The 12,898-nt window shown below is 46.0% G+C and carries 14 protein-coding genes; 8 read left to right on the forward strand and 6 right to left on the reverse strand.

Annotated features, from left to right (window positions below):
• Positions 1-84: 84 nt before the first annotated feature.
• Positions 85-1,122, reverse strand: coding sequence for a TerC family protein (locus tag B2739_RS08790; protein ID WP_331345493.1), 1,038 nt, complete (start codon positions 1,120-1,122; stop codon positions 85-87).
• A gap of 450 nt (positions 1,123-1,572) precedes the next feature.
• Here B2739_RS08790 and B2739_RS08795 point away from each other — a divergent pair, with 450 nt between their 5' ends.
• Entirely contained in the window at positions 1,573-1,764 is a 192-nt protein-coding gene (locus B2739_RS08795; protein ID WP_331345494.1) for a hypothetical protein, read from the forward strand.
• Here the strand turns inward: B2739_RS08795 and B2739_RS08800 are convergent.
• Complete coding sequence (locus B2739_RS08800; protein ID WP_331345495.1) at positions 1,757-3,964, reverse strand: FdhF/YdeP family oxidoreductase; 2,208 nt, start codon at positions 3,962-3,964, stop codon at positions 1,757-1,759. The two genes, B2739_RS08795 and B2739_RS08800, sit on opposite strands and share 8 nt — an antisense overlap.
• A gap of 320 nt (positions 3,965-4,284) precedes the next feature.
• Between B2739_RS08800 and B2739_RS08805 the strand changes: the two genes are divergently transcribed.
• Positions 4,285-4,758, forward strand: coding sequence for a hypothetical protein (locus B2739_RS08805; RefSeq protein ID WP_331345496.1), 474 nt, complete (start codon positions 4,285-4,287; stop codon positions 4,756-4,758).
• Positions 4,759-4,842: 84 nt separating this feature from the next.
• Here B2739_RS08805 and mgrA read toward each other — a convergent pair whose 3' ends face one another.
• From mgrA to B2739_RS08820, 3 genes are all read right to left on the reverse strand, one after another.
• On the reverse strand, positions 4,843-5,856 hold the full coding sequence (gene mgrA, locus B2739_RS08810; protein ID WP_049629138.1) for an L-glyceraldehyde 3-phosphate reductase: 1,014 nt from the start codon (positions 5,854-5,856) through the stop codon (positions 4,843-4,845).
• Between the two features lie 209 nt (positions 5,857-6,065).
• The gene (locus tag B2739_RS08815; protein ID WP_331345497.1) at positions 6,066-6,488 is read right to left on the reverse strand and encodes a hypothetical protein; all 423 of its coding nucleotides are present in this window, start codon (positions 6,486-6,488) and stop codon (positions 6,066-6,068) included.
• A 100-nt stretch (positions 6,489-6,588) separates the two neighbouring features.
• Positions 6,589-6,993: an MAPEG family protein gene (locus tag B2739_RS08820; protein ID WP_331345498.1), complete on the reverse strand. Its 405-nt coding sequence runs from the start codon at positions 6,991-6,993 to the stop codon at positions 6,589-6,591.
• Positions 6,994-7,172: 179 nt separating this feature from the next.
• Here B2739_RS08820 and fabV point away from each other — a divergent pair, with 179 nt between their 5' ends.
• A complete protein-coding gene (fabV, locus tag B2739_RS08825; RefSeq protein ID WP_331345499.1) occupies positions 7,173-8,348 on the forward strand; it encodes an enoyl-ACP reductase FabV in 1,176 nt (391 codons plus the stop codon).
• A 93-nt stretch (positions 8,349-8,441) separates the two neighbouring features.
• Positions 8,442-8,972 (forward strand): 5' nucleotidase, NT5C type, encoded by a 531-nt coding sequence (locus B2739_RS08830; protein ID WP_331345500.1) that lies wholly within the window; start codon positions 8,442-8,444, stop codon positions 8,970-8,972.
• A gap of 21 nt (positions 8,973-8,993) precedes the next feature.
• On the opposite strand, the gene lepB is transcribed toward B2739_RS08830, so the two are convergent.
• Entirely contained in the window at positions 8,994-9,623 is a 630-nt protein-coding gene (gene lepB, locus B2739_RS08835) for a signal peptidase I (RefSeq protein ID WP_331345501.1), read from the reverse strand.
• 145 nt (positions 9,624-9,768) lie between these two features.
• Here lepB and B2739_RS08840 point away from each other — a divergent pair, with 145 nt between their 5' ends.
• From B2739_RS08840 to lpxL, 4 genes are all read left to right on the forward strand, one after another.
• Positions 9,769-10,677 (forward strand): acyltransferase, encoded by a 909-nt coding sequence (locus tag B2739_RS08840; RefSeq protein ID WP_331345502.1) that lies wholly within the window; start codon positions 9,769-9,771, stop codon positions 10,675-10,677.
• 87 nt (positions 10,678-10,764) lie between these two features.
• Positions 10,765-10,989 (forward strand): DUF2789 domain-containing protein, encoded by a 225-nt coding sequence (locus tag B2739_RS08845; protein ID WP_331345503.1) that lies wholly within the window; start codon positions 10,765-10,767, stop codon positions 10,987-10,989.
• Between the two features lie 114 nt (positions 10,990-11,103).
• Positions 11,104-11,871 carry a DUF481 domain-containing protein gene (locus B2739_RS08850; protein WP_331345504.1) on the forward strand — a complete coding sequence of 256 codons (768 nt, stop codon included), beginning with the start codon at positions 11,104-11,106 and terminating at the stop codon, positions 11,869-11,871.
• Positions 11,872-11,979: 108 nt separating this feature from the next.
• The gene (lpxL, locus tag B2739_RS08855) at positions 11,980-12,897 is read left to right on the forward strand and encodes an LpxL/LpxP family Kdo(2)-lipid IV(A) lauroyl/palmitoleoyl acyltransferase (protein WP_331345505.1); all 918 of its coding nucleotides are present in this window, start codon (positions 11,980-11,982) and stop codon (positions 12,895-12,897) included.
• Position 12,898: the final 1 nt, after the last annotated feature.

Raw genomic sequence — 12,898 nt, forward strand, 5'->3', positions numbered from 1 at the left:
TGCACTTATTATCCGAAACCGCCAAACATTAAACATTAAACATTAAACATTAAACATTAAACATTAAACATTAAACATTAAAAATTAAGCGTTCGATTTCTCTTTGGTTTTTGCCAATGAGATGAGTACCGAACTACCTATTAATGTAGCCACTACCGCCAATGAAATTCCAACAGGAATTTTATAAATATCAATCATCATCATTTTAATACCGATAAATACCAGCACCAGCGCTAAACCATATTTCAGGTAGCTGAATCTATCCGCCATATCCGCTAATAAAAAGTACATGGCACGCAGCCCCAAAATAGCGAATATATTTGACGTTAAAATAATAAACGGGTCAGAAGTAATCGCAAAAATAGCCGGGATTGAGTCTACGGCAAAAATCAAATCCGATATTTCTACCATCACCAAGGCTAGAAACAGTGGGGTCATCATGCGTATGCCATTTTCCGTAACAAAGAAACGCTCGCCCCTGAGTTCGGTAGTGACGGGGTAGTGGTTTTTAATCCATTTGATGAGCGGATTATTTTCCAAGTGAACTTCTTTGTCGGCCATCCACCACATTTTGATACCGGTGAATAACAAAAAAGCACCGAACAAATACAGCATCCAATGGAATTGTTCAATCAGCCAGACGCCGGCAAAAATCATGATGGTACGCATCACAATCGCACCTAATACACCGTAGGTGAGTACACGTTTTTGCAGCTCAAATGGGATGGCAAAAAAGTTAAACAGCATCAGCCAGACAAAAACGTTATCCACGGCGAGTGATTTTTCTACCAAATAGCCCGTCAGGTATTCCAGTACTTTGGTGTTAGCCAATTCGCGGGTGTAGTGATGATCTAGGTACCACCAAAGTCCGGCACCAAATAACATGGCCAGCGTTATCCAAATCAACGACCAGGTGCCGGCTTCTTTGAGTGAAACCCGGTGTTGTTTGCCGCCGCCCACAAACACCAGATCAATTAACAAAACGACAATCACCAGCCCGAAAAAAATCGCCCAGAGCAATGGAGTTCCAACGCTGATGTTTTGGCTGACAGGGGTGATGGTTTCTGCAGAGGCAATTGCCGGAAGTAGCAAAAGCAAGAGAGGGGTGACTAGTTTACGCATGATAGCTCCGTCATTAATGGATTGAAAACGCAATGACGGAAGGAAAACGAACATAAAAGGAAGTCTTTGTCATTGCGACAAAGGTCTCGTTCACAAGGTGTTACTGCTTACCTTGCCCGCGCGGCCGGAGCTAAACGACTCGTATTGACGACATGCGCGGCGGGAACTACTCCCCTTCGTTCGGCCAGTATAAAAGTTGTTATCTTAGGGTCAAGTGCGCAATGATTTTTTAGGCAGGGTAGGGAGAAAACTATCGATACGGGCTGTCTAAAATGTGATCAAGATGCCAATTTACCGATGCTATATGAATTAGGCTTCAAGTAAATTTACATAAAGCCGATAAATTGACTGTAACGTGCTAATTCAGGTGCAACTATGGTTTATCTAGGCCCAATAAATCCCAGACCGCAGCCAGTCAAGACGCCCTTGAGGCCGTCCAGTGTTACCGCTGTGCGCGCTTATGCAAGTGATGCTCATGGTGCCGGGGTGGATGCAGCTCCTGTAGTCGGAGTTGGGCCTCCTGGTGGCATTGAACGGCGCAAGCAGGATCGACGTAGCAAATCGGGCGAGCATTTGGTGGAAACCCGTGCAGGCAAAGATCGTCGTAAAGCCTCACAGGCAAGCGTGAATATCTCTATCTAGTTTTTTCTATCTGCACTGGCACAGATTTAAATGCAGGTGTTTTGCTGCGTGGATCATGTGTGGTGCCAATCAAGACATTGGCTTCGGGGTAATAGGCCATCACATTACCGCGCGGTACATCAAACGCAAACACTTTTACCGCGTGCATTTCACCTTGTGGCGATCTGATATTCACGGCGTCGCCAATGTGTATATCCAGATCTTCAATATCCTCTTTGTTCATCAGTATCGACCAGCGCGTATCAGTTCCCCGATATGAATCATTTTCTTCGTAGATAATCGAATTGAATTGCCCTTCGCTTCGAATACTGGCCAACAGAAACGGATACTCATTGTTAATTAGTGCGGCAGGTAAAGTGTTGATTTGAAACTGTGCCTTGCCGTTGTGGGTGTTGAACGCCGGTTGATCGAGTAGTCGGTTGGCGATGGTAAATTCTTGTTTGGTATGCGCAATGTCTTTTAATTCAGATAGCCCGGGAATTGTTGCAGCAATCGCGGCGCGGATCGAATCATGCTGTTTGAATTTTTGGAAATCCAGGGCGCTATTGGGCAATAAGTGTTTGCCAAATTCACAAAGTATTTCTACCTCGGGTTTGACATTGTGTAAGCGGTCAATGCCGCCATCGCTTAGTCGCACATAATTAAACATGGATTCTTGCGTGGTGGGTTGCCATTCTTCATCGCGCGCGGTGACAGGTAAAATTAATGCTTCGCTTGTCTCCATGCCTGTGACATGTCCCTGGTTTAAGGTCGTTGTTAAATAGACTTTAAACGGAATTTTATCCAATGCGGCTTGTGCCCATTGGCTATTTGGCGTTGCAGAAAATAAATTGCCGCCCATGATTAACGCGGCATCGATTTTTCCTTCATATGCTGCGCTTAAGCAGGCAAGTGTATCCATGCCCGGTGTGCGCGGCAGTTGTGCCCCGGTGTGTTGTTCCAGTTGCAATAAAACATCGTCCGCCAATACCGGTTTTACACCCATGGTTCCTATTCCTTGCACATTGCTGTGGCCGCGCAAGGGTAATAAACCTGCCGCTGGTTTGCCCAGCATGCCGCGTAATAGCGCAAGATTGGCAATCGCTTCTACATTTTCTACACCGTGATGGTGATGGGTAATACCCATTCCCCATGCAAAAATAGCGCGTTCAGACTTTGCGTAGGCATCGGCAAGCGAAAGTATTTTTTCTTTGCTGATATCACACAATGTAGTGATGATTTTCCATTCTGTTGTTTCTATATCTTGTTTGAATTGCTGGAAATTCTCTGTGTGCTGTGAAATAAAATACGTATCAATTTGCTGTGTTTCCAGCAGTGCTTTGGCAATTCCTTTGAACAGCGCAAGATCGCTGCCGATTTTCGGTTGCACATATTCCGATGCAATCCAGGTTCCGCCGCTCAGCATAGACTTGGCACTTTTAGGTACAGCAAAGCGCACCAAGCCGGGTTCTTTGGCAGGGTTGATGATAATCACCTGCCCGCCGCGTTCACGACAATTTTTTAACTGATGTACAAACCGCGGATGATTGGAAGATGGGTTGGCTCCAATCACAAAAATGCAATCGCAATTGCCGACGTCTTCCAATGATACTGTTGCAGTGCCAGTGCCGATCACATTGTATAAACCAACACCGGTTGCTTGATGACAATAGTAAGAACAATTGTTGACGTTGTTGGTGCCGTATAAGCGAGCCAATAATTGCAAAACAAAACCCGCTTCATTGGATGAGCGGCCAGACGAATAAAAAAAACTGCGCGATGGATCGGTTGCTGCGAACGCGCGGGTCATTTTATCCAGTGCAAATTCCCAGCTGACGGGAGCATATTTATTGCCGTCAGCTGATTTGAACAAAGGTGTATTTAATCTGCCTAAATGCTCAATCTCATAGGCACTAAGCTGTTTAAAATCATCCAGTGTGTGAGTAAACAAATCCTCCGGAATCGGCAATTGGATATCGGTTGATTGTGCCTGGATACTTTTATTGCAGACAGAGGGAAATTCATCTTTCTCGTTGGTCATGCCGCCGCGCTGGCCGCCCATCCCCAAGCCACAAGCTTTACAAGTATTTTTACTGTTGAGCGCTTTGGCTGAATTCAGTAAACCAATACGCGCTACGGTTTTTAAGGTGTAGAGAACCTTTTTTGGGCCGCCACCAACAATGTTGATGGGCTCTGCAGGAGTGGAGATTTTATCGGGCATGGCATGATCAACCATTGAACAGTGAGTGGCAAAAGGTTAGGGGGGAATGTCTGTGAATGCAATACGTTAAATGCCCCTGTTATGGATTGTGGCTACAAATAATTACATCCATAAAAGAAGTAACAAAATAAAATGCGCCGCCAACGGTTATGGCTATCGTTTTTTGATCCTGTTTTTGTTGAGTTTATGTGATGTTTAATTTACTGAAGATGTTGTGCCTTACGGCACTGTTGTCATTGATGGGGTGCAAGGATGTACTGAATAAGCCTTTATCGACTGTGGACAGACCAACTGATCCGGATTCTTTGGGTGGGCGCTGGATGACGGAGTCCAAAGAAGAGCAATTGGATATTATCAAAACCAATCAGGAGGACTGGTATCAATTTAAATGGCAGCAAAAAAATAAAGTAACGGAAGGGCGGTTTGTTGTTTCTTACTTTAAGCTCAAACGTGTACTGAATATTGATCTGGCCAGTATCAAAATCAACGATAAGCCTGTGGTTGAATCATCCCAATCGGCTTTCTTGTTGGCAGCCGCTTTCTTGGATGATGAGGAATTGACCTTGATTCCTGCGGACATGGAAAAATTTGAAAAGCATTTTTCTAAATATTTTTATGCCTCTCCGATTATGGTTGGCAGCTTGTGTGTAGAAAAGCATTCTGAATGCACAAAAACCTTTACAGCAGGCAATGTCTTGATGTCAAAAAGAATGAAAAAGTTTAACGATGAATTTGTCAAAAAATATCGTTCTATATTTCCAGGTAAAAATAAAGTACGTTATTACCGCTCGTAGTGGTTATGTGGCTGAAAAATAAAAAGGGTTAGCGTATAAACGCTAACCCTTTTTATTTTTAGCATGTTTTACTAGTGGATCTTCTTATTTAAGAATAGCTTCAATCTGCGCTAATTCGCTGCTGCTGAAGGCAAGATTATTCAATGCTGCAACAGAATCATCAATTTGCGCTGGGCGGCTTGCACCAATCAGGCAGGTAGTAACGGCATCATTGTGCAATGTCCAGGCGATGGCCATTTGTGCAAGCGATTGTCCGCGCGCTTCTGCCAGCGCATTCAACGCTTTCACTTTTTCCAGTTTTTCGGGTGTGATGTCTTTGTTGTTTAAATAAATCAATTCCGGGCGCGCAGCGCGCGAATCAGCAGGGATTCCATTGAGATATTTGTTAGTGAGCACACCTTGCGCAAGCGGTGAGAACACAATCGAACCTACACCTTCTTCTTTCAATACATCGGTCAAACCATTTTCAATCCAGCGATCAAACATATTGTAGCGCGGTTGATGGATTAACAGTGGTGTGCCCAGTTCACGCAGAATACGCGCCGCTTCTTTGGTTTGTGCGGGTTGGTAATTGGAAATTCCCACGTAAAGCGCGCGGCCGGAACGCACAATAAAATCCAGCGCCTGCATGGTTTCTTCCAGCGGTGTTTCCGGATCCATGCAGTGGTGATAAAAAATATCGAAATAATCAAGGCCGGTACGTTTCAAACTTTGGTCGCAACTGCTCACCAAATATTTGCGTGAACCACCAAGACCGTAAGGGCCTGGCCACATGTCGTAACCTGCTTTGCTAGAGATAATTAACTCATCGCGGTAGGGCGCAAAATCCTGTTTAAAAATCGCGCCGAAGGTGGATTCAGCAGAGCCATAATTGGGGCCGTAATTGTTTGCCAAATCAAAATGCGTGATTCCCAAATCAAATGCACGGTGCAACATGGCGCGCGCGTTGGCTTGTGAATCGACTGCGCCGAAGTTTTGCCATAAACCCAATGACAAGCGCGACAAACGCAGCCCGCTTTTGCCGCAGCGTTGGTATTTCATGGTTTTATAGCGGTCAGGGTGTGCAACGTAAATCGGGTTGGGTTCGTGGGTAATCATTTTTTATCCTGATAGTAAAAATCTGATATTTAAATGGGATGTTAAATCGGGAGTTGCTGAAAAACGCAACATTTTACCTGAAAAGGAGGATTGTCTAACTTGGGGGAATGTAAAGAAAAGTAGCTTCGGGAAAAGGTATCCGGAGGTGATAATTAAACGGATTAACGCATCAAAAAATCCCTGCCCGATACAGGGCAGGGATTGTGAAATTAATGTCTGTCGTGTTTTTTACCGTTTCCTTTCTCTTTACCTTTGTGATTCGATTTTTTGTGTTCGTGATCATGCTGGTGTTCACGGTGGTAGCTCTCTTCATATTCCATGGATTTAATGAAATACACGGGGCGCTCGCATGCATGGTATTTGTGACAGTGCTTCCCCCAGTTTTTGGCATGCCCAGGAGGTACGTGCAAATAAACAGGCTTATAAGTTGCGTAGCGTGAATTTTTGACAACCACAACCGGTTGGGGGTAGTAGATATCCGGATGGGAGTCATTCCCCAGTTCCACTCTTCCGTAAACGCCTGGAGCAACTTCACCTTCCAGCATTACCTTGATGCCCATGTCATCTGCCCAAGATGGCAGGCTGGCCATTGCCGTGACGGATAGAAGTAAACTTGCGATTCGGTTGTTCATATAGACACCTCGTTTGATAAACACCCGGATAGCATAGCCTTCGATATTTTCCTATTCAGTGCGGCAGTGCATATAGTGCGAATTTGGGCGTCAATTACGATTAGCGGGCTGCGTAACCAAGCACTATCAGAATCCACATAAGTACAACGCAAATATTACCCAGCATATAAGCGCGCAGGCGATGGATAACATTATTGCCATGCAAGTGGATCCAGCTATGAATGATCCGCGCAACAACGAAAAGCCATGCAGTGATCATCAAGGCCAAGGTTTGCAAATCCAGGGTAATCGCCAGAAGACCTGCAGCGTAAAACAGCACAGGCACTTCAAACAGATTGGTGTAATTGCGCGATGCCTGCACAATCGCATCAGGTGTTTCGCCTGTGTTCAGCCTGAATTGACTCAGCCGCAGCTCTCCGCTTTTGACTGCTTTTACACGCAAACGGAACAGATGTATGGCAACTGCGAACGTTAGCAAGACCATTGCAAACATTGGATAAAGCATAGGTTCAGTCCTTAAATCAGGGGTTTTGGGGAGTACGGACTATAGCGCATCAAGTCTGCGACCGCAGGGGACATTCCCTGATTCAGGCACTATAATGGCCGCCTTTGCGCGCCGGGAGCCGGTGCGCATCACTTTTAATCAATCATTACAAGCCATCAAGCCACTAACAAGGTAGCCCCATGATTATCAAACCAAAAGTCCGCGGTTTCATTTGTACTAATGCGCACCCACAAGGCTGTGCTGCCAATGTTCAGGAGCAAATCGCTTTTACCAAAGCCAAAGGCCCGGTTGCAGGTGCACCGAAAAAAGTACTGGTTTTGGGGTGCTCTACCGGTTTTGGTTTGTCATCGCGTATTACCGCTGCATTTGGCGGCGGTGCAGATACTTTGGGTGTGTGCTTTGAGAAAGAGCCAAGTGAAGCCAAAACTGCAACGGCCGGTTATTACAATACTTCAGCTTTTCACGATGCAGCCAAAGCGGCAGGCCTCTACGCTGAAACTATCAATGGCGATGCATTTTCTGATGCCTGCAAAGATAAGGTGATCGAAACCCTGAAAAATGGCATCGGCAAAGTGGATCTGGTGATTTACAGCTTGGCATCACCACGCCGCACCGATCCTAAAACCGGTGAAGTCTACAACTCGGTATTGAAGCCAATTGGCAAGTCGTACACCTCAAAAAATCTGAATACCGACACCTTGAAAATCTCTGATGTCACCATCGAGCCAGCATCGGATGAAGAAATTGCCAATACCGTAAAAGTGATGGGCGGCGAAGATTGGGAAATGTGGATCGATGCACTTAAGGGTGCAGATTTACTGTCTGATAATTTCCAAACCGTTGCCTACACCTATCTTGGCGATAAATTGACCTGGCCAATCTACGGCAAAGCGACCATCGGTAAAGCAAAAGAAGATTTGGACCGCGCCGCCAAAACCCTGAGCGCCAAACACGGCGGCAATGCGCGTGTTGCGGTGTTGAAAGCGGTGGTGACCCAGGCAAGTTCTGCAATTCCGGTAATGCCATTGTATTTGGCGATTTTGTTTAAAGTGATGAAAGCACAGGGTACCCATGAAGGTTGTATTGAACAGATCCAACGTTTGTTCAAAGAATGTTTGTATTCCGATAATCCACGTCTGGATGATGCCAACCGCTACCGTGTAGACGAGCTGGAACTTGACCCATCTGTGCAGCGCAACGTGGAAGAAATCTGGGATAAAGTCACCGAGGAAAACCTATTTGAATTGACCGATTTTGAAGGCTACAAAACCGAATTTTTGCGTTTGTTCGGTTTCGGTTTAAAGTCTGTTGATTACGATGCAGAAACAACACCTCTGGTGCAAACGAATTTTTAATGCGTCACTGAATCCCCGCCCTGAGCGGGGATTTTTTTAGCATGGGTTTCTGCTGTTTTTGATCTGTGTAGTTAAATTGATTAAGGGGGAGTAATGCGTAAACGAATTGCGATTGATATGGACGAGACTATCTGCGATACCATGGCTCGTCATCTTGACTGGTACAACACCGAGTTTCAGCAAAATCTCACCAAAGCTGATTTGCGTGGAAAAAAGATTTATCACATTGTGCCCGAAGAGCATCAGGCTCGTGTGCGCGCTTACCCTGACATTCCTGCATTTTTTGAAGAAATACCGCCTTATCCCCATGCTATCGAGGTCATCGCTGAATTACATGAGCGTTATGATATTTTGATTGCCACGGCCGCGATGGAGCATCCAACTTCGTTTACGCCCAAGTACGAATGGCTGCGCAAGTACTTACCTTTTTTATCGCCGATGAATTTTATTTTTTGTGGCAAGAAAAATGTGGTGCAAGCGGATTTTCTGATCGATGACAGCTCACGTCACTTTGATGGATTTGTAGGGCAGGGAGTTTTGTTTTCGGCTCCGCACAATCTGCTCGAACCAGCTGATGTGCGCGTAAACAATTGGCAGGAAGTGCGCGATTATTTCAGGGAATAATCGCGCCGGGTACAAGGTACGTTATTTTAAGTCTTTTAAAAAACGGTCACTGCGGGGTAAAAAGTAATTGTCGTAGTCCAATGACAATACTACCCCGCGCGAACGGCCTACGAATTCACTGCGCGGTACAAAACCGATAACGCGCGAATCCGCACTGTGGTCGCGATTATCGCCAAGCATTAAATAGTGATCAGCAGGGACGGTAACCGCATCAAAACTGGCGAAAGATGATGCCGGTGATTCAATCCGCAGTAAATGAGTTTTGCCCGGCAGTTGCTCCAACTGGTCGCCCAGCATTAGCGGTTGATAGTTGACGGCCTCGCCGTTGATAAAAAGACGGTTGTTTTTCATGGCGATGGTATCGCCGGGTACACCAATCACACGTTTTACCAACCGCTTGCCTGCTGCTTTGGATTCAAAAACAGCAATATCGCCGCGCGCAGGATCGGCAATTTTATACAATGAAACGGTAGTGAATGGGATGCGCAGGTCATAAGCCATCTTGTTGACACTGATCCTGTCGCCCTCAATCAAGGTGGGTTTCATAGAGCCGCTGGGCACATCATTCCAATCGGCAATCGCACTACGAAAGCAAAACATCAATAATAAAAAAACGAAAAATGTACGATTTTCTTTCCAGAAATATTTCATCGCGCTGTTCCTTGAAATGGGACCTGAAGTTGCGGCCTTGAGTTGTAGTTGGGTTGAACTAGGCTTGGGAATACACAAAAATGCGCAATTGTTATGGCGCATCTTTATGACATTGGGGTCATGTGCGAGTTCACAGGTTAAGTCGATGGGTTTACTGAATAATTTGCGTGGCATTTTGCTCACTGCCATTTTTTCGATCACTATCAGCATGGTTGCCGTGCCGGCAGTGTTTTTTGCACTGGTCAAGCTATTACTTCCTGTGCCAGCGCTGAGGCGTGCTATTGACCGGCTGTTGGATGCCATCTCCAACCTTTGGATTATCTTCAATACCTGGCAACAGACCTATACCTTACCGACGCAGGTAGACGTGGACGGGCTAGGCGATTTGAGCCGGGATGAGTGGTATATGCTGGTTGCTAACCATCAATCCTGGACGGATATATTGGTGCTGGTGCGCGCGTTTAATGCCCGTATTCCGGGGGTGAAGTTTTTCTTCAAGCAGAGTTTGCTCTGGGTACCGGTCTTGGGTTTGGCGCTCTGGGGGCTGGATTTTCCTTATATGCGCCGTTACTCCAAAGCCAAACTGGCGCGGCATCCGGAACTGAAAGGGAAGGATGTTGAACAGACCCGTAAGGCCTGTGAACGTTTTCGCCATCATCCGGTAACGATTATTAACTTCATGGAAGGCACGCGGTTTACGCCTGGAAAACATCAACAGCAGCAATCCCCCTATCGCCATTTATTGATGCCCAGAGCGGGTGGTTTGGCGTTTACCCTGGCGGCGATGGATGGACAATTGCATCGCTTACTGGATGTCACCATCCTCTATCCGGAAGGTATTCCCACCTACTGGGATTATGCCTGCGGGCGGGTCAAGCAGATCAAGGTGCATATCCACCAACGTTCTATCCCTGCGGAGTTAATCGGTGATTACACTGAAGATGCGCAATTCCGCGCACAATTCCAGCAATGGGTAAATGAGCTGTGGCGGCAAAAAGATGAGCAGATTGAACTGATGAAACAGGAGTACATGAAAAAAGCGCCTAAAAATTAAACTAGGAAAGACCTCGCTGTTGACGTTATTCTAAGTGTTGGGCCATGTGTAATCGCATTTGGTTACCTAACATCATAGGAGGGCTGCATGTTTTACACACTGAGTGATCTCTTTGCCAAGCTAGGCCTGCCTAATTCTCCTGCTGCGATAGAGGCTTTTATTGAAAAGCATCGCCCGTTACTTCAAGCCGAGCCTTTGGCCGGTGCCTCTTTTTGGACTGCCGAACAAGCGGCATTCCTGCGTGAAGCCCGTCAGGAATACTCTGACTGGGCAGAAGTTGTGGATGAGTTGAACTGCTTGTTGCGCGACTAGGATCTTCCTGTCTTGATACTGAAGACCGGCCTGTGCGCCGGTCGTTTTCATTTGGTCGTCAGCTTTTCTATGTTATGGTTCGGCTCTCCAAATGAAGACGTAACAGGAAATATTATGCATAAATTGACACTACTACTAACGATGACTGCTCTGGCGACTGCCAGCTATGCCGATGAAAAAAAGCGGCCCTGGGATGTTGAAGTGGATGTGGGGGCAATCGCAACCTCGGGCAACACGGAAACGACCAGTCTGCAATTTAAAGTAGATGCCAAACAAAATCTGGAAAAGTGGGAAAATCAATACGTATTCAACTCGCTGTTCAAAGAGGATGAAGTCTCCCAGGATGATGGCACAAGCAGTACAGAAAAAACGGCTGAAAAATATTTTGGTTCAGCAAAATTTGCTTATTTATTGGGCGTAGAAAAATCCTATCTCTTTGGTTTTGGCTCTTACACCGATGACAAGTTTGGTGCCTATCGCACCTATACAACCCTGGCGCTGGGTTATGGTGATTGGTTGTATTCAAGCCCTACATTTAATTGGTTTGTGGAAGCGGGTCCCGGTTATTTTGAAGGCGAAAAAGTGATCGAAAGTGCGGATGAAAACCTGCCCGATACGATTAGCAACGAGAGCGGCGCAATCCTGCGTGCGGCAACTGCACTGGAATGGAAAATTACCGACAATGCAGAGTTTAAACAAACGGTCAGTGTTGAATCCGGTGCGGACAATACCCGTACCGTCAGTGAGACTTCACTGGCGACATCTATTAACGGCAGCATGAAAATGAAAGTCGGCTTTACGGTTGCTAACGATACTGACGTAGCGCCAGGCAAAGAAAAAACAGATACAACGACCTTTATCAATCTGGTTTATTCGTTTTAACGTTTGTCCACTCTCATTGCTCGTGTTTGCGCCTGATGGTCTTTCCGTTAGGCGCGCATTGTCCGGATCGTTATAATCACATCTACATTCAAATTTTTTGTAATTACTATGTCATCAGCTCATTTTCCCACAGCACTGCTTTCACCGCGCCATTGGCTGACATGGATCGGGATAGGTATTTGGTTTTTCATTGCGCAATTGCCTTATTCCTGGCAGATGTCTATGGCGCGCAGCTTGGCACCTTTGTTAAATCTGAATAAAAAGCGTGTGAATATGGCACGCATTAATTTGCAGTTATGTTTTCCGGAAAAATCTACAGAAGAAATTGAAATCCTGTTGAAAAAAAATATCGAATCAACCGCAATCGCTATGTTTGAAACCGGTATAGGGTTTTTCTGGGCCAAGTCCCGGTTGCGCAAATTATTTACCATCACCGGTGTTGAACATGTAGAGAAAGCAAATGCGGAAGGGCAGGGAGCCATGTTGCTCAGTTTACATTTCACGACGCTGGATATTGGCAGTGCAATGTTGGGGATTTATGTAAATTACGATGGTATGTATACCCCGCACAAAAATCCCGTCTTTGACTATGTACAAAAGGTGCGACGCGAAGCTTATGCGCCAGGTGGGATTGCGTTTGCACGTGACAATGTGCGCGCGATGATCTCGCAGTTGCGCAAAGGGCGCATGATTTGGTATGCACCCGATCGTGATCTGGGGGCAAAGGTGTCTGTTTTTGTTCCTTTTTTTGGTGTGCCTGCAGCCACTGTCACGGCGACGGCCCAATTTGCGCGCATGGGGCGCGCAAAAATTATTCCTTTCTCACAGTATCGCCTGGACGATAACAAAGGTTATCAAGTGGTGATCCATCCCCCGTTTGAAAATTATCCAACCGGTGATGAACTGGCAGATACTCGTCGCATTAATGAATATTTTGAGCAGGAAATTTTAAAGCACCCGGAGCAATATCTTTGGGCGCAGCCGCGTTTTAAAACGCGGCCAGAAGGTGAACCTAAAGTGTATTGAG

It is taken from the genome of Cellvibrio sp. UBA7661 (assembly GCA_002483365.1).
Classification (GTDB): Bacteria; Pseudomonadota; Gammaproteobacteria; order Pseudomonadales; family Cellvibrionaceae; genus Cellvibrio.

Bases quoted from the DNA above. Each gene is read 5' to 3' on its own strand.
- B2739_RS08790 (WP_331345493.1), bottom strand. From the start codon at position 1,122: ATGCGTAAACTAGTCACCCCTCTCTTGCTTTTGCTACTTCCGGCAATT.
- B2739_RS08800 (WP_331345495.1), bottom strand. From the start codon at position 3,964: ATGCCCGATAAAATCTCCACTCCTGCAGAGCCCATCAACATTGTTGGT.
- B2739_RS08805 (WP_331345496.1), top strand. From the start codon at position 4,285: ATGACGGAGTCCAAAGAAGAGCAATTGGATATTATCAAAACCAATCAG.
- mgrA (WP_049629138.1), bottom strand. From the start codon at position 5,856: ATGATTACCCACGAACCCAACCCGATTTACGTTGCACACCCTGACCGC.
- B2739_RS08815 (WP_331345497.1), bottom strand. From the start codon at position 6,488: ATGAACAACCGAATCGCAAGTTTACTTCTATCCGTCACGGCAATGGCC.
- B2739_RS08820 (WP_331345498.1), bottom strand. From the start codon at position 6,993: ATGCTTTATCCAATGTTTGCAATGGTCTTGCTAACGTTCGCAGTTGCC.
- fabV (WP_331345499.1), top strand. From the start codon at position 7,173: ATGATTATCAAACCAAAAGTCCGCGGTTTCATTTGTACTAATGCGCAC.
- B2739_RS08830 (WP_331345500.1), top strand. From the start codon at position 8,442: ATGCGTAAACGAATTGCGATTGATATGGACGAGACTATCTGCGATACC.
- lepB (WP_331345501.1), bottom strand. From the start codon at position 9,623: ATGAAATATTTCTGGAAAGAAAATCGTACATTTTTCGTTTTTTTATTA.
- B2739_RS08840 (WP_331345502.1), top strand. From the start codon at position 9,769: ATGGGTTTACTGAATAATTTGCGTGGCATTTTGCTCACTGCCATTTTT.
- B2739_RS08845 (WP_331345503.1), top strand. From the start codon at position 10,765: ATGTTTTACACACTGAGTGATCTCTTTGCCAAGCTAGGCCTGCCTAAT.
- B2739_RS08850 (WP_331345504.1), top strand. From the start codon at position 11,104: ATGCATAAATTGACACTACTACTAACGATGACTGCTCTGGCGACTGCC.
- lpxL (WP_331345505.1), top strand. From the start codon at position 11,980: ATGTCATCAGCTCATTTTCCCACAGCACTGCTTTCACCGCGCCATTGG.